This is a genomic window from Pseudorhizobium marinum, assembly GCF_000705355.1.
GTDB lineage: Bacteria > Pseudomonadota > Alphaproteobacteria > Rhizobiales > Rhizobiaceae > Neorhizobium > Neorhizobium pelagicum.
This window is the reverse complement of the sequence record NZ_JMQK01000001.1, coordinates 387,616-412,502: the sequence shown is the minus strand read 5'-3', so window position 1 is coordinate 412,502 and position 24,887 is coordinate 387,616. Positions and strand designations below refer to the sequence as shown.

Genomic DNA, 24,887 nt, shown 5'->3' with positions numbered 1-24,887 from the left:
AACCTAAAGCCGCCGTTCCAAAAGACAATCGCATTCCGCCGCGGCGTACCGCACAGGCGGGGCCGAGCTTGCCTTGCCGCGCACTTCCGCCTATTGCGACTGGAAACACGGGATCAGGGAGAATGCGCGTGCCGGGTCGGTTGCTGTCCATCGGAGAATGCATGGTCGAACTGTCGCAGGCGGGCGAAGGCCTGCTGCGGCCCGGTTTTGCCGGCGATACCTTCAACACCGCCTGGTATGCCCGCGCCTGCCTTCCCGCCGACTGGAACGTCGATTACCTGACGGCGCTCGGCGATGATCCGATGTCGTCGGAAATGCTGACCTTCATGGAAAATGCCGGGATCGGCACAGATGCGATCCGCCGCATCCCCGGCAAGACGCCGGGCCTCTACCTCATTACGCTGCGGAACGGCGAGCGCACCTTCAGCTACTGGCGCGACACGGCCGCTGCCCGCCGGCTCGCCGACGATGCCGACCACCTGCGCCGACAGATCGAATCGGCCGACATCGTCTATTTCTCCGGCATCACGCTCGGCATTCTCACCCCGGAGGCCAATGACACGCTGCTGTCGGAGCTGCGCCGCGCCAAGGCCGCCGGCAAGCGCGTCGCGTTCGATCCGAACGTGCGCCCGCGCCTCTGGGCCGACCGCGACACGATGCTGAAGACGATCAGCGACGGCGCCCGTGCCGCCACACTGGTGCTGCCGAGCTTCGACGACGAGACCACCCATTTCGACGATCGCACCGTCAACGACACCATCGACCGCTATCACGGCCTCGGCGTCGAGGGCGTCGTCGTCAAGAACGGCGAGCACGGCGCCACCCTGAGCTTCGGCGGCGCCACAAGCTATGTGCCGGCAGTGCAGGCGCCGGAGGTGGTCGATACCACCAGCGCCGGCGACAGCTTCAACGGCGGCTTCCTGTCGCGCCTGGTGCGCGGCGCCGCGCCGGAGGATGCCGCGGAATACGGCGCCGCCGTCGCGTCCATCGTCATCCGCCACCATGGCGCGCTGATCAGCCCGGCGCTGCTGCCCAGCTGACCGGATGCGGGTGCCGGCAAGGGGAAATCGTCGGTCTTGCCGGCCTCTCCCCGGCTGACATCACCCTGTAACATAATCTTCCGATACCATTCCCGACGTCCGCGGTGCCGACAACCGAGTCGCTCGCATCCGGATCGCCGGGGTGGGACCATGAACAAGATCACCATCGTCACGGATGCCTGGTATCCTCAGGTCAATGGCGTCGTCCGCTCGATCCAGAACACCAACCGCGAACTGGAGCGAATGGGAATCGACGTGGCCATGGTCACGCCCCAGTCCTTCCGCAACATTCCCTGCCCCACCTATCCGGAAATCCGCCTCTCGGTCGCCACCTACTGGCAGGTCGCCCGCGAGATCGAGGCCTCCAAGCCGGATGCCGTCCACATCGCCACCGAAGGGCCGCTCGGGCTTCTGGCACGGCGCTGGTGCCTCAAGAACCGGGTTCCCTTCTCGACCAGCTACCACACCCGTTTCCCGGAATATGTCGCCGCCCGCTTCCCCGTCCCGATCCGCTGGATGCAGGCCTTCGTGCGCTGGTTCCACAATGCCGGCAACGGCTGCATGGTCGCGACCGCCAGCCTCGAGCGCGAACTGGCCAAGCTCGGCTTGCGCAATCTCCTGCGCTGGAGCCGCGGCATAGACCAGAGCATGTTCCATCCGAGGCCGCTGGAGGAAAAGCCCTTCGGCCTGCCGCGCCCGATCTTCCTGACGGTCGGCCGCGTCTCGGTGGAAAAGAACCTGCCCGCCTTCCTCGATCTCAAGCTGCCCGGATCCAAGGTGGTCGTCGGCGACGGACCGGCCATGGCCGATCTGGCGCGCCGCTACCCGGACGTCCTTTTCACCGGCCTGCAGACCGGCAAGGACCTGGCCGACATCTATGCCCAGGCAGACGTCTTCGTCTTCCCCTCGCGCACCGATACCTTCGGCAACACCATCCTGGAAGCCCTGGCGAGCGGCGTGCCGGTGGCGGCCTACCCCGTGACCGGCCCGATCGACATCATCGAGCCCGGCAGCCGTGCCGGCGTGCTGCACGAGGACCTGCAGCAGGCCTGCCTGGCTGCCCTCGACTGCTCCCGCGACAACGCCCGGGCGCTTGCCCGCAAGTTCACCTGGGAAGCCGCCTCGCGCCAGTTCCTCGACAATGTCCGCACCTCGCAGAAGCGCCTCGCCCTGCCGGCTCCGTGACCGCAGACCTCAGCTTTTCTGCAGGGCAAGATGGCCGCCAAGCCCGACCAGCACCGCGCCGCCGGCCCGCTGCAGGAGCCTCTGCGCCCGCTGCGAGGCGCGCAGCCGATTGGTCAGGGCGCCGGCAAAGAAGACGCAGACGATATCGGCCGAGGAAAACAGCAGGTTGACCACCGTTCCGAGGATCGCGAACTGCAGCCAGATCGGCAGGCCGGCACCGGCCTCGACGAACTGCGGCAGGAAGGCGAGGAAGAACAGTGCCGTCTTCGGATTCAGCACCTCGACCATGACGCTTTCTGAGAACGCCCGCCGGGCAGACTTCGGCTGGATGGCCGAACCAGACGGGGCATCCCCGTCACGGCTGCGAAACAGCGCGATGCCGAGCCAGATCAGATAGGCGGCGCCGCCAAGCTTCACGGCCGTGTAGAGAAACGGAACGGCGTGGAAGATGAGCGACAGCCCGGCCGCCGCCGCCAGCACATGCACATAGCAGCCGAGATGGATCCCGAGCACGGCGGAGAAGCCGGATCGGCGTCCGCGCGCCACGGTCTGCGCCGCGGCGTAGAGCATCGCCGGCCCGGGAATATAGGCGAAGATCGCTGTCGTCACGAAGAACGCGATCAGGACATCTGCCGAGGCCATGGCGGCTCCTATGACGACCGGTTCGCCGCCTTGATCGTTTGAATCAAAGCCTGCGCTAGCGGCGCTTCCTCTTTGATTCAAATGGATTTTCTGCCGCCCGCAGATGGATTCGGATCGGCACGCCCGGCATGTCGAAATCGGCCCGCAAGCCGTTCGTCAGGTAGCGGATATAGGATTCCGGCACCGAATCGGGACGCGTGCAGGAGATCATGAACGCCGGCGGGCGGGCCTTCACCTGGGTCATGTACTTGAGCTTCAGGCGGCGACCCGAGACGGCCGGTGGCGGATGCTGGATCTGCACGCCGTCGAGCCAGCGGTTGAGCTTGGCGGTCGAGATGCGCTTGTTCCACACCATGTCGGTCTCGATGATGCTCTGCATCAGCTTGTCGAGCCCGTAGCCGGTCTGGCCCGACATCGGCACGGCACGGATGCCGCGCGCCTGCGGCAAGAGCCGCTCGGTCTTTTCGCGCAGTTCCGCCAGCACTTCCTGCGGATATTCGACGAGATCCCACTTGTTGAAGGCAAGCACCGCGGCGCGCCCTTCGCGGATCACCAGGTCGACCAGCTGCAGGTCCTGCTTTTCGAACGGAATGGTCGAATCGAACACGATCACCACGGTTTCGGCAAAGCGGATCGAGCGCAGCGCGTCGGCGACCGAAAGCTTCTCGAGCTTTTCCTGCACGCGCGCCTTCTTGCGCATGCCGGCGGTGTCGAACATCTTGATGGTGCGGCCGCGCCAGTCCCATTCGACGGAAATGCTGTCGCGGGTGATGCCGGCTTCCGGCCCCGTCAGCAGCCGGTCCTCACCGAGAAAGCGATTGATCAGCGTCGACTTGCCGGCATTCGGGCGACCGATGATGGCGACGCGCAGCGGCTTGCTGTCGTCATACTCCGGCTCGTAGTCCTCGTCCTCGAATTCCAGTTCGCCGCGCAGGTCGACGTTGGTCTCGGGCTCGTCCACCTCCGGCGGAAACGCCACGTCCTCGCCGCCGATCGCCTCGACGATCGCGTCCCGCAGGTCGATCATGCCCTGGCCGTGTTCGGCCGAGATCGGCACCGGCTCGCCCAGACCCAGGGTATAGGCGTCGTAGAAACCGCCGTCGGACCCCTTGGCCTCCGACTTGTTGGCAACCAGCACCACCGGCTTGCCGCTGCGGCGCAGAAGCTCGCCGAAGGTCTTGTCGAGCGGCGTCAGGCCGGATTTGGCATCGACAACGAAGAGCGTCAGGTCCGCCTCGCCGATGGCGATCTCGGTCTGGGCGCGCATGCGGCCTTCGAGCGTGTCGGGACCGACCTCTTCGAGGCCCGCCGTATCGATGATGGTGAAGCGCAGGTCGATGAGCTTGGCATCGCCCGGCCGCCGGTCGCGGGTCACGCCCGGCGTATCGTCCACCAGAGCGAGCTTCTTGCCCACCAGCCGGTTGAACAGCGTCGATTTTCCGACGTTCGGGCGTCCGACGATCGCGACGGTGAAGCTCATAAGGTTCGTTCCTTCGGTCCTTCCCGCTTCGGGAAGTTAGGCCGCCTTGCCGGAGGCGGCGATTGTGTCGAGCATGATCTGCGCACGGTTGGCGACGTTGCGCGGTGCGGCCGCATCGTCGGCAATGGCCTGGAACCATTCCTTCGCGCGCACCATGTCATCGGCCTTGTAGGCCGCAAGGCCAAGCGCCTCGCGGGCCGAATTGCGCAAGGCATGGGTTCCGGTCGTCAGCACTTCCGCCTCGGCCGAAACCTGTTCGTAGGTGCCGGTATCGATCAGAAGCCAGGCGGCCCGCAGGCGCGCCACGTCGCGCATGGCGTCGGGTGCAGCCGTATTGCCGGCGACCTCGGAATAGGCCGCGATGGCACCGGGGACGTCGCCCTTCTGGGCCAGCACCGCCGCCGCGCGCATCTGCGCCAGCACCGGGTAGGAACCGCTTCCGTCTTCCTCCAGCGCCTGGAAGGCGGCCAGAGCCTCGTCGTATTTGTCTTCCGAGGCGAGATTCAGGGCCGCGAGAAACCGGTCGCCGGACGCCGATGCATTGTGGCTTTGCCAGTATTCATAGCCGCGATAGCCGGCTGTCGCGAGAACGATCAGGATTGCGAGTGCGATGATGATCTTGCCGAAACGGCTCCAGACGTTCCTGAACCGGTCGGAACGGAGTTCCTCGTTCACTTCGCGGATAAAGCTGTCGTTGTCTTGCGCCATTCCAATCTCCGGCCCTCGAGGCCCATCATGCGGAAAAGCGCCTTCTAGCGCATTTTCCCGCGCATGTAAGGGGTATCGGACGTGATTCTCGGATCGGCAGCGGCAGCACGCCGTCCGCGGATCGCGCTTCGCGCCCGCGCGGCGCTCGCACCATCCCGCCGGCCGTCCCAAGCTTTGCCGCATTCGGCTTACAGAAGGGCGCACCCACTCTGATTGCACGGTGCCCATGTTTTTCCGATTCTTGATGACCTTCTGCCTTTGCCTGCCGCTTCCCGCCCTTGCCGGGCAACCGGAACAGCCACCGGAATCATTCAAGCCGAAGCAGCTGCTGCTCGTCTCCTTCGACGGCGCCGGCGACAATGCGCTCTGGCAGCGCAGCCGCGATTTCGCCCGGGCCAACGACATCCGCTTCACCTATTTCCTCTCCTGCGCACTGGTGATCGAGCGCCCCGCCGCATCGACCTACAAGGGTCCGCACCACAAGCCCGGCCGCTCCAACATCGGCTTTGCCCAGACGGCGGAGGAGGCCCGCACCCGCCTCGCCCACGTCTGGCAGGCGCATGAGGAAGGCCACGAGATCGCCAGTCACACCTGCGGCCACTTCGATGGCGCCGACTGGAGCGTGGGCGACTGGAAGACCGAGATGAAAAGCTTCCGCGCCGTGCTCGCCGACGCCTGGGTCGCCAATGGCGCCGCCGCCGATGAGCCACAGGGCTGGCGCGACCTGGTGAAGGACGGCATCCGCGGCTTCCGCGCGCCCTATCTGTCGGCGCCCGACAGCCTGTTTGCGGCCGAGCGCGAGGCAGGCTTCGTCTATGACGCCAGCACCGTGACCAAGGGGCCGCTGATCCCGACGGAGACGGACGGCATCACCCGCTTCGGCCTGCCGCTGATCCCGGAGGGGCCGAAGCAGCGTCCGATCATCGCCATGGACTACAACCTCTTCATCCGCCATTCCGCCGGTGTCGAGAACCCCAGCCGGTCCGCCGAATTCGAGGACCGCGCCTACGCCGCCTTCCGCGCCGCCTTCGACCGCCAGTACGAGGGCGACCGCATCCCGCTCCAGATCGGCCTGCACTTCGTGATGATGAACGGCGGCGCCTACTGGCGGGCCATGGAGCGGCTGGCGACCGAAGTCTGCGCCCTCCCCGACGTCGCCTGCGTCACCTATGCGGAGGCGATGGAAGAGCTGCAGTCGCGCCCTTCGGAAGCCTCCGGACTCTAGCGACTGCGGCGGCACGTTGAAAGCACGGCCAGATGTGCTACATTTGTTGCACCTTGGAGCGAGATCATGACCATCACCACGAAGATCCGGCGGCAGGGCGGCGCAGCCGTCGTCACCATCCCGCCCGTCATGCTGCAGATGCTGCAGACACAGGTCGGCGATCAGCTTTCCCTGACGATCGCCGACGGCGCCCTGGTGGCCCGGCCCGTGGAGCGCGCCAGCCGCCGCTATACGCTGAGCGAACTCCTGAAGGGTACCGACGAAATGCAACGGCTTTCGGCCGAAACTGCCGGAGCACTGGACGGCGATGCCGTCGGTCGCGAGATCGGCTGATGATCCGCAGCAATGTGCCGCGGCGTGGCGACGTCTTCTGGATCGACCCCAATCCCGTGACCGGTCGCGAAATGAAGAATCGGCACCGCTTCGTCGTCATCACGCCCCGCGAGATCAATGCCCTCGGCGTTGCGATGACCGTCCCCATCACCACTGGTGGCGCCTTTACAAGGGACGTCGGCCTGGCAGTGCCGGTCACGGGCCACGACACCACCGGCATCGCCGTCTGCAACCAGGTGCGCAGCTTCGACATTGCCGCACGCCTCCAGCAGAAGACGGCGCAGTACATCGAGACGCTGGATGCCGCGACGATGAGCGAGATCGTCGCACGGGTCGTCAGCGCAATCGACCCCGCCCCTGAGACGCCCTGAAGGGACACTTTTCGTCACGCCGGTTTTTTTTAGCTAACCGGCACAGCGGCTTACCGCATTTCACATTCACCTTCGTTCACGTCCCGGCCGGATGCGCGACAATCGGTGCGTCATCGGAAGGGAGCACCGGGTCGCGAACCGGGGTGGCGCCCGAACAAGGCTCGGTGCCGGTGATGGCTGCAGTGAAGGACGCGACAGCAGGGAACGTCTCGACCGACACGGCAACCGGGGCAGGCGGAACGCCTGAAACACCAACCCATACCTCAACCGCCTGCCCTCTCCCCCTTCAACCCGCGCGGGTTCTCCCGGCGCGGACCAAACGGCTGCCCGGCGTTACGTGGGCCGGTCGGCTTCCATCTCGCCGCCCATGGCTTCCCGCTCGAGATAGTGCTGATCGATCTCCGGCAGCGGCTCGTCGTCGATCGCCTTCTCGAAGGCGCGCAGGCGCTTGTAGATCGACAGGAGCTCGACGATCGTCGGCCAGGACGAGACGAGATACTGGAAGGACGAGGTCACCTGCCCGAAGGCGCCGGAAATCTGGTTCAGCGCGCCGAGCGAGATGCGGCCGGCGATGATCGACGGCGCCAGGATCAGCAGCGCGAAGATATTGTTGATCTGCAGGTAGAAGATGCGCGCGATGTTGAAATAGAGGTAGTGGAAATAGAGCGTGAAGTAGTTGCGACGGACATTGTCGAAAAGCTCCGTCACCGTCATCGGCTGCGCCCGGTCGGCATGGTCTTCGCCGTAGACCAGTTCCTTGCGGTAGGCGGCCTCGACGCGCTGGTTGCGGAACTCCAGGCCCGGCAGCTTGATGCCGACGAGTGCCATGAACACCGTCCCGAACAGCGACCAGAGCACGGCCGCCGTCACCAGCGGATAGGGAATTTCCCCGATCAGCGGCAGTTCCGTGATGTTTTCGGAGAGCCGCATCAGCACCGGCGTGAAGGCGATCAGCGTCATGATGGAATCGATGAAGCTGACCCCCAGCCCCTCGACGGTCGAGGAAAACCGCATCGTGTCTTCCTGCACGCGCTGCGAGGCGCCTTCGATGTTGCGAAGCTTCGGCCACTGCGACATGTAGTATTCGTTCATCGCGGTGCGCCAGCGGAAGATGTAGTGGCTGACGAAGAAGCGGGTGATGACCGCGACCGCGACGGCGACCATGGCGATGCCGAGGAAGATGCCGATCTGGCCATAGAACTGATCGCTCGTCACCGTGGCGGTCTGCGACACGGCAGCCTGCACCAGATCCCAGAAGGGGCCGTACCAGTTGTTGATCGCCACACTCACCTGCACCTGGAAATAGGTGGTGAACAGGATGACGGCCGAGCCGAGGATGGACCACATCTGCCAGCGGTGCGGCCGGTACCAGAACCAGAAAGCGGTGAAGATCAGCGTCACCAGCGCGAAGTAGAGATAGAACCACAGGAAGGCGGGCGACCAGAAGGTCGAGACGCCGATCTCGGGCGGCGCCTCGACCGGCACCGGTGGCATGCCGAAATACGCTCCCAGATCTTCTCCGACCGCATACCAGAAGGCGATGACGAGCGCCGACCAGACGGCTGCGGATATGAAGAAGAGCTTCGGTTGCGGGAAAAATGACTTGAACACGTGGCAGCACTCGTTTGCGCGATATGGCCGTGATTGGCTGGGGTGGCGTGGCGGCAAACTAGGGCAGAACTGTGTGGGCAGCAATGCCGCCTGCCGTGCCTTACGGAATTGTAATCCCGCGTGTTCTCAAGCTTTGCGAAGGATCGGCACGACCAGCAGTGCGGAGACCGTCAGCGCCGCCGCCGCCAGCACCGTCGGCAGCGTAAAGCTGCCGCTGCCCTCCGCCAGCCAGCCGGCGGCCAGCGGCCCGGCGATCTGGCCGGTCCCGAAGGCGGCGGTCATGAAGGCCAGCGCCCGGCGCGGGCTTTCCGGCGCCAGCGTCCGGCCGATCTGCAGCCCATAGGCGGTCACCGCCATGAAGGTGAGGCCGAGAAAGAGCCCGCCCACCAGCGCCCCCGCCATCGGCGGCAGCAGCACCGAACCGAGCACGCCGACCGCTTCCAGCGCGATGCAGGCGGCATAGGTGGCCGTTGCCCCCACCCGGCGGACGAGCAGGCGCCAGGCCAGCAGCGACAGCGCCGCCGCGGTGCCGGTGACGAACCAGGCGAGAAATTCAACCACCGGGCCGGCATCGGTGGTGCGCGCGATCGTCACCAGGAAGGTCGCTGTGATCACATAGCCGAACCCGAAGAGGCCGTAGGACAGCGTCATCAGCACGAGCGGCCGGCGCCACGGAAGCGGCGGTTCCTGCACGCGCGTGGCACCGCGAACCGGCCGCGGCAGCAGCGGCGCAACGATGAGAAGGCCGAGGAAGGCGATCGCCGCGCTGCCGATCCAGCTCAGCCGCCAGCCGTGCGCCCCGTCGCCGGCCATGAGATTGACGAGGAAGACCAGCGCCGAGGACAGCGCGATGCCGAAGCCGACGCCGCCGAAGTGCAGCATCGACACCCGCTCGCTCTGCGCGGCATAGGGCAGCACGATCGACGAGGTGAACACCATCGCAAAGGCGCTGGCGACCCCGGCAAGCAGCCGGATGACCATGAAGGCGGCCAGACTGTCGGTCGCCGCCATCGCCGCCAGCAGCACCGCCGTCGCCAGAAGGCCGGCGAGCGCCACCCGCCTCTCGCGCCCCGCCGCCCAGCCATAGGCGGCCAGCACGGCGCCCAGCAGATAGCCGACGAAATTGGCACCGGCAATCAGCCCGGCATCGGCGGCAGACAGCGACGCGCCCGCCATCATGCCCGGCAGGATCGGCGTGTAGACGAAGCGTCCGAAGCCCATCGCCGCCGCCATGGCGAGCGCGCCGGCGATGCCGATCGGCAAGGGAGAAGTCTGGGACGGGCGGATCTGGGAAGCCATGCGTGCTTATTGCACCGCACCCGGGGCGGCGGCAAACCAGCAATATTGATCGACCGATGCGCAAGTCTGATGGATCCGTCTCCTGCAGGCCGGAGCGGGCGAGGCACTAAACGGGCCGGGCCCACCAAAGCTGAGACTTTCACAACTTCTCAGGAACTTCTCCGCGCCACCTCTTGTTTGGCGCCCGTTCCCAACACGAAGGAGAGAACGATGTTCTACACCGACGGAAAACTGCAATACCCCGTGCGCGTCGAGACACCGAACCCGCTGTTTGCCCGTGCGCTGCAGCAGGCCATCGGCGGCGTCGAGGGCGAGATTCGCGTCGCCATGCAATATTTCTTCCAGGCCTGCGGCGCCCGCGGCAATCCGAAGTTCCGCGACCTTCTGATGAACACGGCAGCCGAAGAGCTCGGTCACATCGAAATGCTGGCGACGGCTGTCGCCATGAACCTGGAAGGCGCTCCGCTCAGCCTCAAGGAAGAAGTGGCCAATGATCCCGTCGGCGGCGCGGTGCTCGGTGGCCTGAACCTGAAGAACCTCCTTTCGGCCGGCCTGTCGGCCATGCCGGTGGATTCCGACGGCGTGCCCTTCGACATGTCGCACATCTACGCCAGCGGCAATATCGCCGCCGACATGACGGCAAACGTCACCGCCGAATCGACCGGTCGCATCCTCGCCGTGCGACTCTACAACATGACCAACGACCCGGGCATGAAGGACATGCTGTCCTTCCTGATCGCCCGCGACACCATGCACCAGAACCAGTGGATGGCGGCCCTCGAGGAACTCGGCGGCCCGACCGAGGTCTTCCCGATCCCCAACAGCTTCCCGCAGGAACAGGAAAACCAGGAGTTCAGCTATTCCTTCCTCGGCTTCCAGAAGGACGGCAGCGAGCCGGTCCAGGGCCGCTGGACGGAAGGCCAGTCGATCGACGGCAACGGCACCTTCTCGAGCCGCCCGATGGAGCCGCTCGGCGAGAAGCCGAACCTCGGCCGCGCCAAGCCCAACAGCGGCGCCCAGGCCGAACAGCTCTAGGGAGAGGCGCCGATGGAAAGACGGTCTTTCCTCGCCGGCGCGGGCGGAGCCTTGGCTTCGCTCCCGCTGGCGGCCGCGGCCATGGCCGCCGGCGAGCCGAAGGCAGGGATCGGGCTGCTCCGGTCCTATGTCGCCAATCGCGACCAGTTTCCGCAGGCCCGTCTGCCTGAGGTAAACGAGATCCTGCGCCTTCGCAGGCGGCCGGACCGCAGCTTCGATCCGACCAGTATCGCGGTCGAGAAACGCGACGGCAGCCAGCTCGGCTACCTGCCGCCGGCATCGACAGGCATGCTTGCCGCCCTGCTCGACAACGGCTTCAACGCCTATGCCGTCACCCTTGGTGGCGACGGCCACTCCGAGGTCCCGCTTCAGGTCTATCTGGAGAAAGCCTCCGACCGGACGGCATGAGGCTGACCGGCACGGCAACGAGATCTCTGGTCCAGGAATGAGGGGCATGGGCGGCGCGATCCGCCCCTGCCCCTCATTTTTGAGGCGGCTCCAGTCGAAAGCCGGCCATCGGACTCCGGCTCCGCCGCCGGTCACCGTTGCTTGCCGGGAAGTTATCCACAGCCCCCCGGCACGGCCGTTCTTCTTTTGAGACGGTCATCTGTACGGAAAACGAACAGTCGCCGCGTCAGCATCGATACGGCCTGATGCGGATGCCGGCGCTTCACCGGCTGTTAACCAGAACCGGATGCACCCCCGCGGAAGATCTGAACTTCGCCGGCCCTCCTGACTTAACCTCTGGCAGTCGGTTGAGTCGGACGGCGCGACATGAGGTCGCCAGCGTCGGACCGGGCATGATGCCCACAACCGGCGCAATTCGGCTCTCGCGACAGTGCGGGCCTTTCGCGGCACACCCTGTTCAATGATTGAACCGGACGCCCGGAAGCCCGCACGCTGTCTTCGCCTTCCTAACTCGCCAGCGTCAGGATCAGCGGTCCGTTGCGGGTGGCGACGATCGTATGCTCGTACTGCACCGTCAGCGCCCGCGGCTCGCTGTAGAGCGTCCAAGGATCGCCGTTGCCGCCATCGACGGCCCAGTCGGCGCCGACCGACAGGAACGGCTCGATGGTGAACACCAGCCCCTCCTCGATCATCCGCGTCTCCGTCGGATCCGGCCAGGTCGGCACTTCCTTCGGCTCGTCGTGCAGCGTGTGGCCGATGCCGTGGCTGGAAAGATTCTGGATCAGCGTATAGCGGTTCTTGCGGGCAAACTCGCCGATGGCATTGCCGATGCCGGCGAGCGGCCGACCGGGCTTCACCTGCTGCAGGCCCGTCCACAGCGCCCGGCGCCCGTCGCGGCAAAGCTTCTCCGCCTGCCGCGTCACCGGCGGCACGGCGTAGGACGCGCCCGCGTCGCCGAACAGCCCGTTTTTCACCGCCGACACGTCGATGTTGACGAGATCGCCTGCGCCGATCACCCGGTCGCCCGGAATGCCGTGCGCCACGACCTCATTGACGCTGATGCAGGTAGCGCCCGGAAACTTGTAGCAGAACTCGGGCGCCGATTCCGCCTCGTTCTCCTCCAGCACACGGCGCCCGATGGCGTCGAGCTCGGCGGTGGTGATGCCGGGTTCCAGCGCCTTGGCCATGGTCTCGATGGCGATGGCGCAGATGCGCCCGACATCCTTGAGCTTCAGCAGTTCGTCTTCAGTGGTAACGATCATTCGATTGTCCGGTGGGTTCGGGCCGGTGGTTTCAGACCGGTGTTTTCAGGCCGCCGGTGTCGCGCCAACGGCCGAACCCGTCAATTCTTTTCTGACCAGCGGCGCGACTTTCGTACCGTAGAGCTCGATGCCGCGCATGATCTGGTCGTGCGGCATCAGGCCGATCGCCATCTGGATCAGGAAGCGGTCGTTGCCGAACACCTTGTGCGCCGCGACGATCTTTTCCGCCACCAGCTCCGGATCGCCGACGAAGAGATTGCCGGTCGGGCCGCGGGCCTGGTCGAACTGCGCCCGGCTCGTCGGACCCCAGCCGCGCTCTCGGCCGATGCGGTCCATGACCGCCGCCTGCGGACCGTAGAACTGATCGGCGGCAATCTCGGTCGTGTCGGCGATGAAGCCGTGGACGTTGATGCTGGTCTTCAGCGTCGCGGGGTCGTTGCCCGCCCGCCGGGCCGCTTCCCGGTAGAGATGGAAGAGCGGCGCAAAGCGCGGATAGTCGCCGCCGATGATGGCAAGCGCCACCGGCAGGCCGAGCGCGCCGGCCCGCGCCACCGACTGCGGCGTGCCGCCGACGGCGACCCAGAGCGGCAGTCTTTCCTGCAGTGGACGTGGATAGACGCCGCGGCCGTTGATCGGCGCCCGCAGCTGCCCTTCGCTCCAGGTGACGACCTCCTGGTCGCGGATCGCCATCAGGAGGTCGAGCTTTTCGGCAAACAGCTGCTCGTAGTCGCTGAGGTCGTAGCCGAACAGCGGGAAGGACTCGATGAACGAGCCACGCCCGGCCATCATCTCGGCGCGGCCGTTGGAGATCAGGTCGAGCGTCGCAAACTGCTGGAACACCCGCACCGGCTCGTCGGACGAGAGCACCGAGACGGCGCTGGTCAGCCGGATGGATTTCGTCTTCACGGCCGCCGCCGCCAGCACCGTCGCCGGCGAGGAGACCAGATAGTCCGGCCGGTGATGCTCGCCGAGCCCGAAGACGTCGAGCCCGACCTGATCGGCGAGCTCGATCTCCTCGAGCAGGTTCTTCATCCGCTGGACGCCCTCCGCGCCCTTGTCGCGCGCATTGGGGTCCACATCTGCAAAGGTATAAAGGCCGAGTTCCATGAGCAGGATCCTATCCGGTGGTTTCCCTGCAGATAGAGAACCCGCGACGCGACGGCAAATGCGAATATCTCGAACGGTCCGTTCGACGGGATGGATGGGAGAGATGCCGTCACGCCGTGTCGCGCGGCCGCGGGTAGGCCGGAACGCTGAACCGGCGCCGGTAGGCACCGGGCGAAAGCCCCGTCACGCGCCGGAACAACCGGCGGAAGAAGGCCGGCTCCTCGTAGCCGACCTGCCAGCTGATCTCGTCCACCGAGGCCTCGGTGCGCTCCAGCCGGCGCTTTGCCTCCTCCACCCGCAGCCGCTGCACGTAGGCGATGGGGCTGAGGCCGGTCGCCTGGGTGAAGCGCCGCTTGAACGTCCGCTCCGCAAGGCCCGCATGCCGGATCATCTCCTCCAGGGGATTGGCGACCGAAAAATGGTCCGCGAGCCAGTCCTGCGCCGCCTGGACCGCCGCGTCGCCATGATCGCGCCGGCCCTCGAAGACCATGTAGGGCGCAAGTCCGTCCTGATGCCACTGCAGGGCGAAGAACCGCGCGATCGTCTGCGCCGCCGTCGCGCCTGCATGGCGGGCGATCAGGTAGAGCACCAGGTCATGCCAGGTCATGGAGGCGCCGGAGGTGATCAGTTCGTCGCGCGGGCCTGACACCACCAGCACCTGTTCCGGATGGATCGGCACCTGCGGATGGACCGCCTGGAAGGCCCGCGCATAGCCGAAATGGACGGTCGCATCCGCGCCGTCGAACATGCCGCCCTCCGCCAGCAGGAAGAGCCCGGAGCAGGCCGAGCAGATCAGGGCGCCCCTGTCGTGCATGGCACGGCTCCAGGCCACCAGTTCCGGATAGCGCCCGGTGATCCAGCCCCCGGACCCGAGCAGCACCGAAGGAACGATGACGATGTCGGTCCGCTCGATCTCGGCGACCGCCCGCTGCACCGTCACCGGCACCTTGCTGGCCAGCATCAGGGGCCCCGCCCGCTCCCCGACGATCTCGACCCGGAAGGGTGCGGGTCGGGGTAGACCCCCGGCTTGAGGCACGATCGAAAAGGCGTTCATCACGTCGAAAATGCCGCTCAGCGTCGAGACCACCGCCTCCGGCAGGGCGACGAGACTGACATGCAGCGGCGCCGGCCCGGCGTCCTGCCCAGGGTTTGCCCCGTCGTTGCCATTGGGCATGGTCATCTCGCATCCCCGAAGAGCCGCGAGAATAACGCCGCCCTGCATGAATGCCAATCCGGACGCGACGCCGGAAAAAAGCGTGCCGTGGCCCGAATGGCCCGAAGCTGGCCTGCCCCGCTCTGCCGCTTCGCCCCTCTCCCTGCGATCCTCGCGCCACCTCGAACGGAAGCGTCAGACAAGGAGAAGAGAAATGGACTATTCACCGACAAAGGCCGTCGACACCGCCAGGCTGGAGGCCCTCGTGGGTCGCGCCGTCAGCGATCTGTCGGCCGGCTACGGCGGCGTCATGGTGAGCCTCGGGCACCGGCTGGGGCTCTACAAGGCCATGGCCGACAAGGGGCCGCTGACGGCCCGCGACATCGCCGCCCGTGCCGGCTGCGCCGAACGCTATGTCCGCGAATGGCTGAACTCGCAGGTGGCCGGCGCCTATCTGCGCTACCACGCGATCAGCGACACCTACGAAATGACGCCGGAGCAGGCCATGGTGCTCGCCAACGAGGACAGCCCGGTCTTCATCCCGCACGCCTGGTCGGTCCCGGCCTCGATGTGGGCCGACGAGGACAAGGCGATCAACGCCTTCCGCACCGGCGCTGGCATTCCCTGGGGCGATCACGACGGCCGGCTCTACTGCGGCGTCGCCGCCTTCTATCGCAATGCCTACAAGGCAAGCCTGGTACCGGAATGGCTGCCGGCGCTCGACGGGGTGGTCGAGAAGCTGAAGGCGGGCGCGCTGGTGGCCGATGTCGGCTGCGGCCACGGCCACTCGACGGTGCTGATGGCCGAGGCCTTTGCCGCCTCGCAATTCCACGGCTTCGACACCCATGACAAGTCCGTGGTCGAGGCGCGCCAGGTTGCGGGCGCGGCCGGCGTCGCCGACCGGGCGAGTTTCTTGACCGCGCGGGCGGAAAACTATCCGGGGACCGGCTATGACCTCATCTGCTTCTTCGACTGCCTGCACGACATGGGCGATCCGCTGGCAGCCGCCACGCATGCGGCCAAGGCCCTTGCCCGCGATGGCACGGTGATGCTGGTCGAACCCTTCGCCAACGACCGGGTGGAAGACAATGTCTCGCCCGTCGGCCGGCTCTACTATGCCGCCTCGACGACCATCTGCTGCGCACATGCGATCTCGGATGGCGGGCGCACGGTGCTGGGCGCCCAGGCGGGCGAGGCGCGTCTGGCGGAGATCTTCCGCAAGGCGGGCTTTACCCGCTTCCGCCGTGCCATGCAGACACCGTTCAACCTGATCCTCGAAGCGCGCCTCTGACGAGAGCGGCGGGCCGGAACCGGAGCCAGACGCCGCAGGAAGACCTCCTCCTGCGGTGCCGGCTCCGGTTGCATGCCGTGCCAGTTCGGCTCGATGGACCGCGGTTCGTCTACATCCGCGCCAGAAGCGCCACGAGCTGGTCGGTTGCCGCTCCCCAGCCTTCGTGGAAGCCCATGTCCTCATGCGCCTTCCTGTCGTCCTCGGTCCAGTGCAGCGCCTTGGCGGTATAGCGGGTTCGCCCGCCAGGAAGTTCCTCGAGCAGCACGACGCCGACCATGAAGGGCTTCTCCGTCGGGACCCAGCCCTCGGTGAAGGCATCGGTGAAGACGAGTTTCTCGTTCTCGATAACCTCGAGATAAACACCCTGGTTCGGGATCACCTCGCCGTCCGGTCCCTCCATGGTGTTGTTGCAGCGGCCGCCTGCACGCACGTCGAGGTCGGCTTCGGTCACCTTCCAGGGCAGCGGGCAGAACCATTGCTTCATCAGCTCCGGTGTCGTCCACGCCTTGAAGATCTTCTCGCGCGGCGCGTCGATCTCGCGCACCAGCTTCAGTTCGTGCCCAGGCGCCCTGTTCGTCATGTCCATTGTCATTCCTCCGGCTGTATCACTTGACGCCCCGAGGACGGACGACGACCGCCAGTCCCGACATCGGGGGCGAGAAAAATCAGGAGGCCGGTCTCTCGTCCTGCAGCCGGTCCAGCTCCTGGCGGATATGCGCGGCTTCCGCCGGCGAATTGGCGAGGGCGATGGCGCGGCCGAAGGCATCACGCGCCGCCCTCGTCTCGCCGGCCTGCGCCAGCAGCGCCCCGCGCACGCCATGGAAGTAGAAGTAACCGTCCAGCGCTTCTCCGAGCGGCTCCAGCAGCAAGAGCCCCTCGCTCGCGCCCTTCGCCTTGGAGACCGCAACGGCGCGATTGAGCGTCACCACCGGCGACGGAGAAAGCCGCTCCAGCACCTGGTAGAGAAGATCGATCTCCGCCCAGTTCGTGTCCTTGGCCGACGCCGCCCGCGCGTGCAGGGCGGCGATTGCCGTCTGCACCTGATAGGGGCCTGGCTGGCGGTGGCGGATCGCCTTGTCCAGCACGGCAAGCCCCTCCTCGATCTGCCGGCGATCCCAGAGGCTGCGGTCCTGGTCCTCGAGCAGCACCACCTCGCCGCGCTCGTCGTAGCGGGCGCCCCGGCGCGCATGCTGCAGCAGCATCAGCGCCAGGAGACCCATGACCTCCGGCTCGCTGGGGAAGATGCGCAGCAGCAGCCGGCCAAGCCGGATCGCCTCGTCGCAGAGCGCCGCGACGTCGGGGGTGGAAACGCCGGCGGAATAGCCCTCGTTGAAGACGAGGTAGATCATCGCCATCACCGGCGGCAGGCGTTCGGCGCGCTCGGTCGCCGCCGGAGCCTCGAAGGGCAGCCCCGCCTTGGCCACCCGCGCCTTGGCCCGGGTGATGCGCTGCTCCATGGCGCTCTCGGAGACGAGGAAGGCCCGCGCGATGCGGGGCACGCCGATCCCCGACACGATCCGGAGCGCCAGTGCGATCTGCTGCGTGGCCGGCAGGTCCGGGTGGCAGCAGGTGAACATCAGCCGCAGGATGTCGTCGCGGTAGTGCGAATTGTCGAGCCGGTCGGCCATGTCCGCTTCGGCGTCGGACAGGTCGGAGAGCGCCGTCTCGTCGGGAAGTGCGGTGGTGCGCGCCGTCTTGCGGATCGCGTCGACGCCGCTGTTGCGGCCGACGAAGATCAGCCAGGCGGCGGGGTCGCGCGGCGGCCCCTTCTCCGGCCAGGTGCGGATCGCCCTCAGGCACGCCTCCTGGAAGGCCTCTTCCGCGGTGTCGAGGTTGCGGAAATAACGCAGGAGCGCGCCCATCGCCTGCGGCCGTGCCGCCGTCAGTGCGAGATCGATCCAGGCCGGATCCGTCATCCCGTCGCGCCTCCCGGATGGAAGACGTAGAAGGGCCGGATTTCATAAGCCGTGGAGCCCGGATTGACGGTCGAAAGCTGCCGGGCGAAGGCAACGGCCTCGTCCAGCGTCTCGACGTCGACGGTGTAGAAGCCGAGCAGGGCCTCCTTCGTTTCGGCGAAGGGTCCGTCGAGGACGATCGGCTCCTCCCTGCCCTTGCGCACCGTCGTCGCCGCGGTCGTCGGCATCAGCCGCCCGGTCGGGCCGAGCTTGCCGGCCTGGGCCAGAGGCTCCTGAACGGCATAAAGGCGGCCCATCACGGCCGCCTCTTCTTCCTTCGACCAGGCGAAGACGGTTTCCTCGTCGGCATAGCAGAGGATGGCATAGAGCATCGCGTTCTCCTTCTCCCTTGGAAGACGAAGACGTAGCGCGCGGGCCGACAGGCTGCACCAGAAATTTGGTGCAGCCTGTCACTCAGGCCGTTTTCGGCTTGCCCGATGCCGGTCGTGGTTCGTCCATCAGCCCCTTGAACAGGCAGTAGGTCGCACCGAGCAGCACGATGGCGAAGGGGAAGCCCGTCGAGACCGCCATCGCCTGCAGCGCGGCAAGACCGCCACCCAGCATCAGCGCGATGGCCACCAGGCCCTCGAAGCTCGCCCAGAAGACGCGCTGCGGCGTCGGGGCATTGACCTTGCCGCCGGCGGCGATCGTGTCGATCACCAGCGAGCCGGAATCCGACGAAGTGACGAAGAACACGATGACCAGGACGATGCCGATCAGCGAGGTGATCTGCGTCAGCGGCAGATGGGCCAGCATTTCGAAGAGCTGGATTTCCAAGGCCGCGTCCTGGACCGAGCTCAGGCCTTCGTTGACCACCTGGCTGATCGCCGTGCCGCCGAGTGCGGTCATCCAGAGCGTCGACACCAGCGACGGGATCAACAGCACCGCGATCAGGAACTCGCGCACCGTGCGGCCGCGGCTGACACGGGCGATGAACATGCCGACGAACGGCGACCAGCTGATCCACCAGGCCCAGTAGAAGGCCGTCCAGCCCTGGCGGAAGTTGTCGTCGTCACGCCCGAACGGATTGGACAGCGCTGGCAGATACTGCACGTAGGCGCCGAGATTGAGGAAGAAGCCGCGCAGGATCTGCATGGTCGGCCCGACGAGGATGACGAAGACCAGCAGCAGCAGGGCGAGCATCATGTTGATCTCGGACAGCCGCTTGACGCCCTTGTCCATGCCGGCGACCACCGAAGCGATGGCGATCCCGGTGATGATGATCACCAGGAAGACGATCATCCCCAAACTTGCGGGCAGACCGAAGAGGAAGTTGAGCCCCGCCCCGGCCTGCTGGGCGCCGATCCCGAGCGAGGTCGAGAGGCCGAAGATGGTCGCAAACACCGCGAGGATGTCGATGATATGGCCCGGCCAGCCCCAGACCCGCTCCCCGAAGATCGGATAGAAGATCGAGCGCAGCGTGAGCGGCAGGCCCTTGTTGTAGGCAAAGAGGGCGAGCGACAGCGCCACAACCGCATAGATCGCCCAGGGGTGCAGCGACCAGTGGAAGATCGTCGCCGCCATGGCCAGGCGCCGCGCGCCTTCCGTGTCGCCCACGGCACCGTTGAGCGGCGCCCAGTCGGTGCGCACGCCGTCTTCGAAGACCGGTCCGCCGAAGGCCGCCGTGTAGTTGCCGAGCGGTTCGGAGACGCCGTAGAACATCAGGCCGATGCCCATGCCGGCGGCAAAGAGCATCGAGAACCAGGACATGCGGCTGTAATCAGGCGTGGCTTCAGGTCCACCCAAGCGGACGCGCCCGAGCGGCAGGAAGATCAGGAGGATGCAGGCGAGCACCAGGATGTTGCCGGCCAGCAGGAAGAACCAGGCAAGATTCGAGGTCAGCGCATCGCGCACGGCCACGAAGACGGGCCCGAGCGTTGTCTGGAAGATCAGCGTCAGGAAGGTGAACGCGACGATGCCGAGAGCCGAGACGGTGAAGACCACATTGTGGATGTCGAATTCCAGGACGAAGCGGCGACGGTAACTGGTATTGTCCTGACCGATCTCGTAATCGGTTTCGATGATCTGCGTCCTTCCCTCGGGGGCAGGAACGGCTTCGTCTGGCTCGGATGCGACCGGATCGCTCATGATTTGCTCCATTCTCTTGCGGACGGTGCCAACCAAGGAAGTCTGCCCTGAACGGCGGACATCCGGAGGACGAGAAGGCACGCGCGAAAGGCTGCCGCCTCTGACGCCCGAGGGCGCGAGGCTGAGCAGCATCAGGAGGCGGTACATGGCGCAGCGATCATTAAACGGCAACCCCAACGCCACAATATTGCCACAAAAAAGCCACTGCCACAGCTGGCGCGCCGTACCGTCCAATCTATAGTGGCAAGATCAGCAACCTTCGAGGTACCCGATGGCCGATCTCTCCGCCTATCCCATCACCAGCCGCTGGCCGGCGCAGAACCCCGACATCCTGCAGCTCTACTCCACCCCGACCCCGAACGGCGTCAAGGTGTCGATCATGCTGGAGGAGACCGGCCTGCCCTACGAGCCGCATTTCATCAACATCGGCGAGAATGAAACCTGGACCCCGGAATTCCTGTCGCTCAACCCGAACGGCAAGATCCCGGCGATCCTCGATCCCGACGGCCCCGGCGGTCAGCCGCTGGCGCTCTTCGAAAGCGGTGCGATCCTGATCTATCTGGCCGAAAAGACCGGCAAGCTGCTGCCCGCCGATCCGGCCCGTCGCTACGAGACGATCCAGTGGCTGATGTTCCAGATGGGTGGGCTGGGCCCGATGTTCGGCCAGCTCGGCTTCTTCCACAAGTTTGCCGGCAGGGAGATCGAGGACAAGCGCCCGCTGGAGCGCTACGTCAAGGAATCCGCCCGCATCATCCGCGTCCTCGAGACGCGCCTCGAAGGTCGCGACTGGATCATGGGCGAGGACTACACGATCGCCGACATCTCCATGCTCGGCTGGGCCCGCAACCTCATCGGCTTCTACGGCGCCAGCGACCTCGTGCGCTACGACGAACTGAAGACCGTCCCTAACTGGCTGGAGCGCGGCCTGGCGCGGCCGGCGGTGGAGCGTGGGCTCAACATTCCGGCACGGGCGTAGGTCAGAGCCCGGTCGGACGGTTTGCGCAATTCGGCCGGCGCGCCTATGATTGTCGGACAACCGGAGGGAACTCAGAGTGAAGCTCAACATCTCCCTGAACGACCGCCTCGCCGAATTTGTCGACGCCCAGGTCAGGTCCGGCCGGTTCGGCTCCTCGACAGAGGTTGTCGAGGAAGCCTTGCGCCTCATGGAAGCCGTCAACGTCACTCAGCATCAGGATCTTGATCAACTTCGTGATGCGTGGCGCAAGGGTGAAGAGAGTGGTGATTACGCGCCGCTCGACATTGACAGCGTGATCGCCGAAGGCCGATCTCGTATGGCTCGCAAGGCATGAACCGGATGGTGCCGCGGCCGATTCTGTTTTCCCGGCTGGCGCGTCACGATCTGATGAACATCTGGGAATGGGTGGCGACAACGAGCGGTGATGCGAGAGCATCGCTTGTCCTCAGCGCTATCGAGCGAGGCATCTTCAGACTGAAAGACTACCCATATCTCGGCCCTGCAAAGCCGGAGATAGCGGCGGACGCTCGTATGCTGGTGGTTCAGCGGTGGCTGGTTCTTTACGCAGCCTCGGACGCCGACATCCGGATTGTCCGCGTTGTTGATGGCGCTCTCGATCAAGACATCATCGAATGGACGACAGACTTCCCATGAGTTGCTGCCTAAGCTGGTCTGATCTATGGGGTGCCGGGACGCAAGGCCCCCTCTGCCCTGCCGGGCATCTCCCCACAAGGGGAGAGGACCTGCGGCGGCGCCTCGCCTTAAGCCCCTCCCCTGTGGGGTTGCCCCAGAAAAAAAGACGCTACGGTCAGCAGCAGCACTCCCTTCGATGCCGTCCGGACGATGAACGACCCGTAAAATCAGGGTTTCAAAAGCGCCCCGGCAGCGGCTCATATCCGACAAACCCGTGTCAAAGTTGAGCAGCGCTCACCTCTTTGTGACGCCCGGGACATGATTTCGGCCTGAAAGTTAACTTCCCGGTAACCGCCACGAGCTGTATTAGAACCTCGTTTGAGACGGTCCCCCGCAACAGATGAGGGCCAAAACCCACCGCACAGACACAGATGGAGGCATAATGTTCGCTCGGACAAGCTGCTTTGCTCTTTCGCTCATTCTCGGCTCGGCCGCGGTCGCCAGCGCTCAGCCCACCCGCATCAAGCAGTTTGATGCCTGGGGCGTCTATTCCTACACCGCCGGCGGCCAGAAGAACTGCTACGCGCTGTCCGTGCCGGTCACGGCACAGCCCTCCAACGTCAACCATGGCGACAACTTCCTGCTGATCGCACCGGCCAGCAATTCCAGCTACGCGCCGCAGGCAATCATGGGCTACAGCCTGAAGCCCGACGCCGACATCCGCGTCAACGTCGACGAAAAGTCCTTCAGCATGCGCCCGAAGGAAAACGCCGCCTGGGTGAAAAACCAGGCCGCCGAGCCGGAGATGGTCAACGCCATGCGGGCCGGACGCCAGCTGGTGCTGCAGGCGACCTCGCAGCGCGGCACCGATACCAGCTATACCTTCTCCCTGAACGGCGTGACCGCGGCGCTCCAGGAAGTGCAGAAGTGCAACTGACATGCACGTCAGTCAGCAGCAGCCTGGCCATCGGCCGGTCTGGATGAGGTTCGGCCTGCGGGCCTGGCGGCTTACCGTGCTGGGTGCGGCCGCTTTCTCCCTTGCGCTCGTCCTGCACCTGCCGTCAGCGACGACCGCACAGGCCCAGCCGTCATCGGTGGCAGGTTTCAAGAAGGGTCGCGAGACCGGCTTCCCTGTGCCACGCTACGTGTCCCTGAAGGCGCGGCAGGCGCGCATGCGCGTCGGGCCTTCGACGGACTACCCGACGGCGTGGCTCTATACCCACCCCGGCATGCCGCTGGAGATCACCGAGGAATACGGCAACTGGCGGCGCGTGCGCGACCATGACGGCGTCAGCGGCTGGATGTCGGGCTCGCTGCTGTCGGGAGAACGATCGGCACTGGTCGGCCCCTGGCTGAAGGAGCCGGTCGCGTTGCGCGGACGTCCCTCCGACAGCGCGAGCGTCACCGCACAGCTGGAGCCAAAGGTGATGATGGCCGTGCGATCCTGCGACGGCGCCTGGTGCGCGGTCGCGCTCCGGAAGGCCGGCGTGGAAGGCTACGTCGATCAGTCCTCGCTCTGGGGCGTCTATCCCGGCGAACGCTTCGAATAGATTGGGGGGAACGGATCCGGGCGGCTCAGAGGCCGCCCAGCGTCCGCCGCACCGCATTGTTCCAGCCCTCGATCTTCGCAGCCCGTACGCTCTCCTCCATCTGCGGCTTGAACCGCCGCTCGCAGGCCCAGCGGCGCGCGAACTCCGCCTGGTCCGGCCAGACGCCGGCCTTCGATCCGGCAAGCCAGGCGGCTCCCAGCGCCGTGGTCTCCAGGATCGTCGGCCGGTCGACGGGGGCGTCGAGAATGTCGGCAAGCCGCTGCATCGTCCAGTCGGAGGCGACCATGCCGCCGTCGACGCGCAGCACCGTCTCGCTACCGGCCTTCTTCCAGTCCTTGTGCATGGCGTCGAGCAGGTCGCGGGTCTGGTAGCAGACCGCCTCCAGGGCGGCGCGCGAAAGCTCCGCCGGTCCGGTGTTGCGGGTCAGCCCGAAGATCGCGCCGCGCGCCTCCGCGTCCCAGTGCGGCGCGCCGAGCCCGGTGAAGGCCGGCACCAGATAGACGTTCTGCTCCGGGTCGGCACTCTCGGCGAGCGTGCCGGTCTGCTCTGCCCTCCGGATGATCCCGAGCCCGTCGCGCAGCCATTGCACGGCGGCACCGGCAATGAAGATCGAGCCTTCCAGCGCATAGGTGGTCCTGCCGTTCAGCCGGTAGGCGATCGTCGTCAAGAGCCGGTTCTGCGACGGCACGATCTCAGGTCCGGTGTTGAGGACGGCAAAACAGCCGGTGCCATAGGTGGACTTGATCATGCCGGGCGTGAAGCAGGCCTGCCCGATCGTCGCCGCCTGCTGGTCGCCCGCGACGCCGAGGATCGGGATGGCGGCGCCGAACAGGCGCGCCTCGGTGACGCCGAAGTCGTCGGCGCAGTCCTTCACCTCCGGCAGCATCGCCGGCGGAATGTCGAGGATCCTCAGCAGCTCCTCGTCCCAGGCATTCTCGGCGATGTTGTAGAGGAGCGTGCGCGAGGCATTGGTGGCGTCGGTGACGAAGCTCTTGCCGCCTGTCAGCCGCCAGATCAGATAGGTGTCGATCGTGCCGAAGCAGAGTTCGCCGTTGGCGGCGCGTGCTCGTGCACCCTCGACGTTGGAGAGCAGCCAGGACAGCTTGGTGCCGGAAAAATAGGGATCGAGCAGCAGCCCGGTCTTCGCCGTGAAGACCTCCTCCAGCCCGTCGGCCTTCATCTCCTCGCAGAGACTTGCGGTGCGCCGGTCCTGCCAGACGATGGCATTGTGGATCGCCTGACCCGTTTCGCGCTCCCAGACCACCACCGTCTCGCGCTGGTTGGTGATGCCGATTGCCGCGATATCGGCGGCGCGGATACCCGCCTTGCGGATCGCCTGGCGGATCGTCAGCACCACCGAGCCCCAGATCTCCTCCGGATCGTGTTCCACCCATCCCGACTTCGGGAAGATCTGGGTGAACTCCTTCTGCCCGACGCCCGCGATCTTCATGCTCTCGTCAAAGACGATCGCCCGGCTCGACGTCGTCCCCTGGTCGATCGCCAACACATAACCAGCCATTCCGGTCCTCCCCCTC

The 24,887-nt window shown here is 66.0% G+C and carries 26 protein-coding genes; 13 read left to right on the top strand and 13 right to left on the bottom strand.

What is annotated here, in order from left to right:
- Window positions 1-128: 128 nt before the first annotated feature.
- Window positions 129-1,040, top strand: a complete 912-nt coding sequence (locus tag EO99_RS0102085) for a sugar kinase (RefSeq protein ID WP_029616992.1) — start codon at window positions 129-131, stop codon at window positions 1,038-1,040.
- A gap of 150 nt (window positions 1,041-1,190) precedes the next feature.
- Window positions 1,191-2,225 (top strand): glycosyltransferase family 4 protein, encoded by a 1,035-nt coding sequence (locus EO99_RS0102080; RefSeq protein WP_029616991.1) that lies wholly within the window; start codon window positions 1,191-1,193, stop codon window positions 2,223-2,225.
- Between the two features lie 9 nt (window positions 2,226-2,234).
- On the opposite strand, the gene EO99_RS0102075 is transcribed toward EO99_RS0102080, so the two are convergent.
- The 3 genes from EO99_RS0102075 to EO99_RS0102065 are packed head-to-tail and all read right to left on the bottom strand — an operon-like array spanning window position 2,235 to window position 5,055.
- Window positions 2,235-2,867 (bottom strand): LysE family translocator, encoded by a 633-nt coding sequence (locus EO99_RS0102075; RefSeq protein WP_029616990.1) that lies wholly within the window; start codon window positions 2,865-2,867, stop codon window positions 2,235-2,237.
- A gap of 55 nt (window positions 2,868-2,922) precedes the next feature.
- Window positions 2,923-4,347 (bottom strand): ribosome biogenesis GTPase Der, encoded by a 1,425-nt coding sequence (gene der / locus EO99_RS0102070; protein ID WP_029616989.1) that lies wholly within the window; start codon window positions 4,345-4,347, stop codon window positions 2,923-2,925.
- A 36-nt stretch (window positions 4,348-4,383) separates the two neighbouring features.
- Window positions 4,384-5,055 carry a tetratricopeptide repeat protein gene (locus EO99_RS0102065; protein ID WP_029616988.1) on the bottom strand — a complete coding sequence of 224 codons (672 nt, stop codon included), beginning with the start codon at window positions 5,053-5,055 and terminating at the stop codon, window positions 4,384-4,386.
- 244 nt (window positions 5,056-5,299) lie between these two features.
- Between EO99_RS0102065 and EO99_RS0102060 the strand changes: the two genes are divergently transcribed.
- The 3 genes from EO99_RS0102060 (at window position 5,300) to mazF (ending at window position 6,984) form a co-directional block, all read left to right on the top strand.
- Window positions 5,300-6,280, top strand: coding sequence for a polysaccharide deacetylase family protein (locus EO99_RS0102060; protein ID WP_029616987.1), 981 nt, complete (start codon window positions 5,300-5,302; stop codon window positions 6,278-6,280).
- A 66-nt stretch (window positions 6,281-6,346) separates the two neighbouring features.
- Window positions 6,347-6,613: a type II toxin-antitoxin system antitoxin MazE gene (mazE, locus tag EO99_RS0102055; RefSeq protein WP_029616986.1), complete on the top strand. Its 267-nt coding sequence runs from the start codon at window positions 6,347-6,349 to the stop codon at window positions 6,611-6,613.
- Entirely contained in the window at window positions 6,613-6,984 is a 372-nt protein-coding gene (mazF, locus tag EO99_RS0102050; RefSeq protein ID WP_029616985.1) for a type II toxin-antitoxin system toxin MazF, read from the top strand. The genes mazE and mazF overlap by 1 nt, the downstream gene beginning before the upstream one ends.
- A 333-nt stretch (window positions 6,985-7,317) precedes the next feature.
- On the opposite strand, the gene sbmA is transcribed toward mazF, so the two are convergent.
- Entirely contained in the window at window positions 7,318-8,595 is a 1,278-nt protein-coding gene (sbmA, locus tag EO99_RS0102045; RefSeq protein ID WP_029616984.1) for a peptide antibiotic transporter SbmA, read from the bottom strand.
- Window positions 8,596-8,721: 126 nt separating this feature from the next.
- Window positions 8,722-9,894 carry a YbfB/YjiJ family MFS transporter gene (locus tag EO99_RS0102040; RefSeq protein ID WP_029616983.1) on the bottom strand — a complete coding sequence of 391 codons (1,173 nt, stop codon included), beginning with the start codon at window positions 9,892-9,894 and terminating at the stop codon, window positions 8,722-8,724.
- 210 nt (window positions 9,895-10,104) lie between these two features.
- On the opposite strand from EO99_RS0102040, the gene EO99_RS0102035 reads away from it, so the two are divergent.
- Window positions 10,105-10,929, top strand: coding sequence for a manganese catalase family protein (locus EO99_RS0102035; RefSeq protein WP_029616982.1), 825 nt, complete (start codon window positions 10,105-10,107; stop codon window positions 10,927-10,929).
- 12 nt (window positions 10,930-10,941) lie between these two features.
- Window positions 10,942-11,337: an HIRAN domain-containing protein gene (locus tag EO99_RS0102030; protein WP_029616981.1), complete on the top strand. Its 396-nt coding sequence runs from the start codon at window positions 10,942-10,944 to the stop codon at window positions 11,335-11,337.
- Window positions 11,338-11,843: 506 nt separating this feature from the next.
- Here EO99_RS0102030 and map read toward each other — a convergent pair.
- The 3 genes from map to EO99_RS0102015 all read right to left on the bottom strand — a co-directional run bounded on the left by map (window position 11,844) and on the right by EO99_RS0102015 (window position 14,886).
- Entirely contained in the window at window positions 11,844-12,599 is a 756-nt protein-coding gene (gene map / locus EO99_RS0102025) for a type I methionyl aminopeptidase (RefSeq protein ID WP_029616980.1), read from the bottom strand.
- 45 nt (window positions 12,600-12,644) lie between these two features.
- The gene (locus tag EO99_RS0102020; protein WP_029616979.1) at window positions 12,645-13,706 is read right to left on the bottom strand and encodes an LLM class flavin-dependent oxidoreductase; all 1,062 of its coding nucleotides are present in this window, start codon (window positions 13,704-13,706) and stop codon (window positions 12,645-12,647) included.
- A 109-nt stretch (window positions 13,707-13,815) separates the two neighbouring features.
- Window positions 13,816-14,886: a GlxA family transcriptional regulator gene (locus tag EO99_RS0102015; RefSeq protein WP_235776734.1), complete on the bottom strand. Its 1,071-nt coding sequence runs from the start codon at window positions 14,884-14,886 to the stop codon at window positions 13,816-13,818.
- Between the two features lie 187 nt (window positions 14,887-15,073).
- On the opposite strand from EO99_RS0102015, the gene EO99_RS0102010 reads away from it, so the two are divergent.
- Window positions 15,074-16,150, top strand: a complete 1,077-nt coding sequence (locus EO99_RS0102010) for a class I SAM-dependent methyltransferase (protein ID WP_029616977.1) — start codon at window positions 15,074-15,076, stop codon at window positions 16,148-16,150.
- 109 nt (window positions 16,151-16,259) lie between these two features.
- Here EO99_RS0102010 and EO99_RS0102005 read toward each other — a convergent pair whose 3' ends face one another.
- From EO99_RS0102005 to EO99_RS0101990, 4 genes are all read right to left on the bottom strand, one after another.
- Window positions 16,260-16,730: an SRPBCC family protein gene (locus tag EO99_RS0102005; RefSeq protein ID WP_029616976.1), complete on the bottom strand. Its 471-nt coding sequence runs from the start codon at window positions 16,728-16,730 to the stop codon at window positions 16,260-16,262.
- Between the two features lie 85 nt (window positions 16,731-16,815).
- Window positions 16,816-18,066: an RNA polymerase sigma factor gene (locus EO99_RS0102000; protein ID WP_029616975.1), complete on the bottom strand. Its 1,251-nt coding sequence runs from the start codon at window positions 18,064-18,066 to the stop codon at window positions 16,816-16,818.
- Window positions 18,063-18,437, bottom strand: coding sequence for a YciI family protein (locus tag EO99_RS0101995; protein WP_029616974.1), 375 nt, complete (start codon window positions 18,435-18,437; stop codon window positions 18,063-18,065). Before EO99_RS0101995 ends, EO99_RS0102000 begins: the two co-directional genes overlap by 4 nt.
- Before the next feature lie 82 nt (window positions 18,438-18,519).
- Window positions 18,520-20,193: a BCCT family transporter gene (locus EO99_RS0101990; protein WP_029616973.1), complete on the bottom strand. Its 1,674-nt coding sequence runs from the start codon at window positions 20,191-20,193 to the stop codon at window positions 18,520-18,522.
- A gap of 271 nt (window positions 20,194-20,464) precedes the next feature.
- On the opposite strand from EO99_RS0101990, the gene EO99_RS0101985 reads away from it, so the two are divergent.
- The 5 genes from EO99_RS0101985 (at window position 20,465) to EO99_RS0101965 (ending at window position 23,352) form a co-directional block, all read left to right on the top strand.
- Complete coding sequence (locus EO99_RS0101985) at window positions 20,465-21,169, top strand: glutathione S-transferase N-terminal domain-containing protein (RefSeq protein WP_029616972.1); 705 nt, start codon at window positions 20,465-20,467, stop codon at window positions 21,167-21,169.
- Between the two features lie 76 nt (window positions 21,170-21,245).
- Entirely contained in the window at window positions 21,246-21,503 is a 258-nt protein-coding gene (locus EO99_RS0101980) for a type II toxin-antitoxin system ParD family antitoxin (protein ID WP_029616971.1), read from the top strand.
- Window positions 21,500-21,823: a type II toxin-antitoxin system RelE/ParE family toxin gene (locus tag EO99_RS0101975; RefSeq protein ID WP_081851955.1), complete on the top strand. Its 324-nt coding sequence runs from the start codon at window positions 21,500-21,502 to the stop codon at window positions 21,821-21,823. Before EO99_RS0101980 ends, EO99_RS0101975 begins: the two co-directional genes overlap by 4 nt.
- 421 nt (window positions 21,824-22,244) lie before the next feature.
- Window positions 22,245-22,739, top strand: coding sequence for an invasion associated locus B family protein (locus EO99_RS0101970; RefSeq protein ID WP_029616969.1), 495 nt, complete (start codon window positions 22,245-22,247; stop codon window positions 22,737-22,739).
- Window position 22,740: 1 nt separating this feature from the next.
- Window positions 22,741-23,352 carry an SH3 domain-containing protein gene (locus EO99_RS0101965; RefSeq protein ID WP_235776733.1) on the top strand — a complete coding sequence of 204 codons (612 nt, stop codon included), beginning with the start codon at window positions 22,741-22,743 and terminating at the stop codon, window positions 23,350-23,352.
- Window positions 23,353-23,377: 25 nt separating this feature from the next.
- Here the strand turns inward: EO99_RS0101965 and glpK are convergent, their stop codons facing one another.
- Window positions 23,378-24,871, bottom strand: a complete 1,494-nt coding sequence (gene glpK / locus EO99_RS0101960; RefSeq protein WP_029616967.1) for a glycerol kinase GlpK — start codon at window positions 24,869-24,871, stop codon at window positions 23,378-23,380.
- Window positions 24,872-24,887 lie beyond the last annotated feature (16 nt).

Bases quoted from the DNA above. Each gene is read 5' to 3' on its own strand.
- EO99_RS0102080 (WP_029616991.1), top strand. From the start codon at position 1,191: ATGAACAAGATCACCATCGTCACGGATGCCTGGTATCCTCAGGTCAAT.
- EO99_RS0102075 (WP_029616990.1), bottom strand. From the start codon at position 2,867: ATGGCCTCGGCAGATGTCCTGATCGCGTTCTTCGTGACGACAGCGATC.
- der (WP_029616989.1), bottom strand. From the start codon at position 4,347: ATGAGCTTCACCGTCGCGATCGTCGGACGCCCGAACGTCGGAAAATCG.
- EO99_RS0102065 (WP_029616988.1), bottom strand. From the start codon at position 5,055: ATGGCGCAAGACAACGACAGCTTTATCCGCGAAGTGAACGAGGAACTC.
- EO99_RS0102060 (WP_029616987.1), top strand. From the start codon at position 5,300: ATGACCTTCTGCCTTTGCCTGCCGCTTCCCGCCCTTGCCGGGCAACCG.
- mazE (WP_029616986.1), top strand. From the start codon at position 6,347: ATGACCATCACCACGAAGATCCGGCGGCAGGGCGGCGCAGCCGTCGTC.
- mazF (WP_029616985.1), top strand. From the start codon at position 6,613: ATGATCCGCAGCAATGTGCCGCGGCGTGGCGACGTCTTCTGGATCGAC.
- EO99_RS0102040 (WP_029616983.1), bottom strand. From the start codon at position 9,894: ATGGCTTCCCAGATCCGCCCGTCCCAGACTTCTCCCTTGCCGATCGGC.
- EO99_RS0102035 (WP_029616982.1), top strand. From the start codon at position 10,105: ATGTTCTACACCGACGGAAAACTGCAATACCCCGTGCGCGTCGAGACA.
- EO99_RS0102030 (WP_029616981.1), top strand. From the start codon at position 10,942: ATGGAAAGACGGTCTTTCCTCGCCGGCGCGGGCGGAGCCTTGGCTTCG.
- map (WP_029616980.1), bottom strand. From the start codon at position 12,599: ATGATCGTTACCACTGAAGACGAACTGCTGAAGCTCAAGGATGTCGGG.
- EO99_RS0102020 (WP_029616979.1), bottom strand. From the start codon at position 13,706: ATGGAACTCGGCCTTTATACCTTTGCAGATGTGGACCCCAATGCGCGC.
- EO99_RS0102015 (WP_235776734.1), bottom strand. From the start codon at position 14,886: ATGACCATGCCCAATGGCAACGACGGGGCAAACCCTGGGCAGGACGCC.
- EO99_RS0102010 (WP_029616977.1), top strand. From the start codon at position 15,074: ATGGACTATTCACCGACAAAGGCCGTCGACACCGCCAGGCTGGAGGCC.
- EO99_RS0102005 (WP_029616976.1), bottom strand. From the start codon at position 16,730: ATGACGAACAGGGCGCCTGGGCACGAACTGAAGCTGGTGCGCGAGATC.
- EO99_RS0102000 (WP_029616975.1), bottom strand. From the start codon at position 18,066: ATGACGGATCCGGCCTGGATCGATCTCGCACTGACGGCGGCACGGCCG.
- EO99_RS0101995 (WP_029616974.1), bottom strand. From the start codon at position 18,437: ATGCTCTATGCCATCCTCTGCTATGCCGACGAGGAAACCGTCTTCGCC.
- EO99_RS0101990 (WP_029616973.1), bottom strand. From the start codon at position 20,193: ATGAGCGATCCGGTCGCATCCGAGCCAGACGAAGCCGTTCCTGCCCCC.
- EO99_RS0101985 (WP_029616972.1), top strand. From the start codon at position 20,465: ATGGCCGATCTCTCCGCCTATCCCATCACCAGCCGCTGGCCGGCGCAG.
- EO99_RS0101975 (WP_081851955.1), top strand. From the start codon at position 21,500: ATGAACCGGATGGTGCCGCGGCCGATTCTGTTTTCCCGGCTGGCGCGT.
- EO99_RS0101970 (WP_029616969.1), top strand. From the start codon at position 22,245: ATGTTCGCTCGGACAAGCTGCTTTGCTCTTTCGCTCATTCTCGGCTCG.
- EO99_RS0101965 (WP_235776733.1), top strand. From the start codon at position 22,741: ATGCACGTCAGTCAGCAGCAGCCTGGCCATCGGCCGGTCTGGATGAGG.
- glpK (WP_029616967.1), bottom strand. From the start codon at position 24,871: ATGGCTGGTTATGTGTTGGCGATCGACCAGGGGACGACGTCGAGCCGG.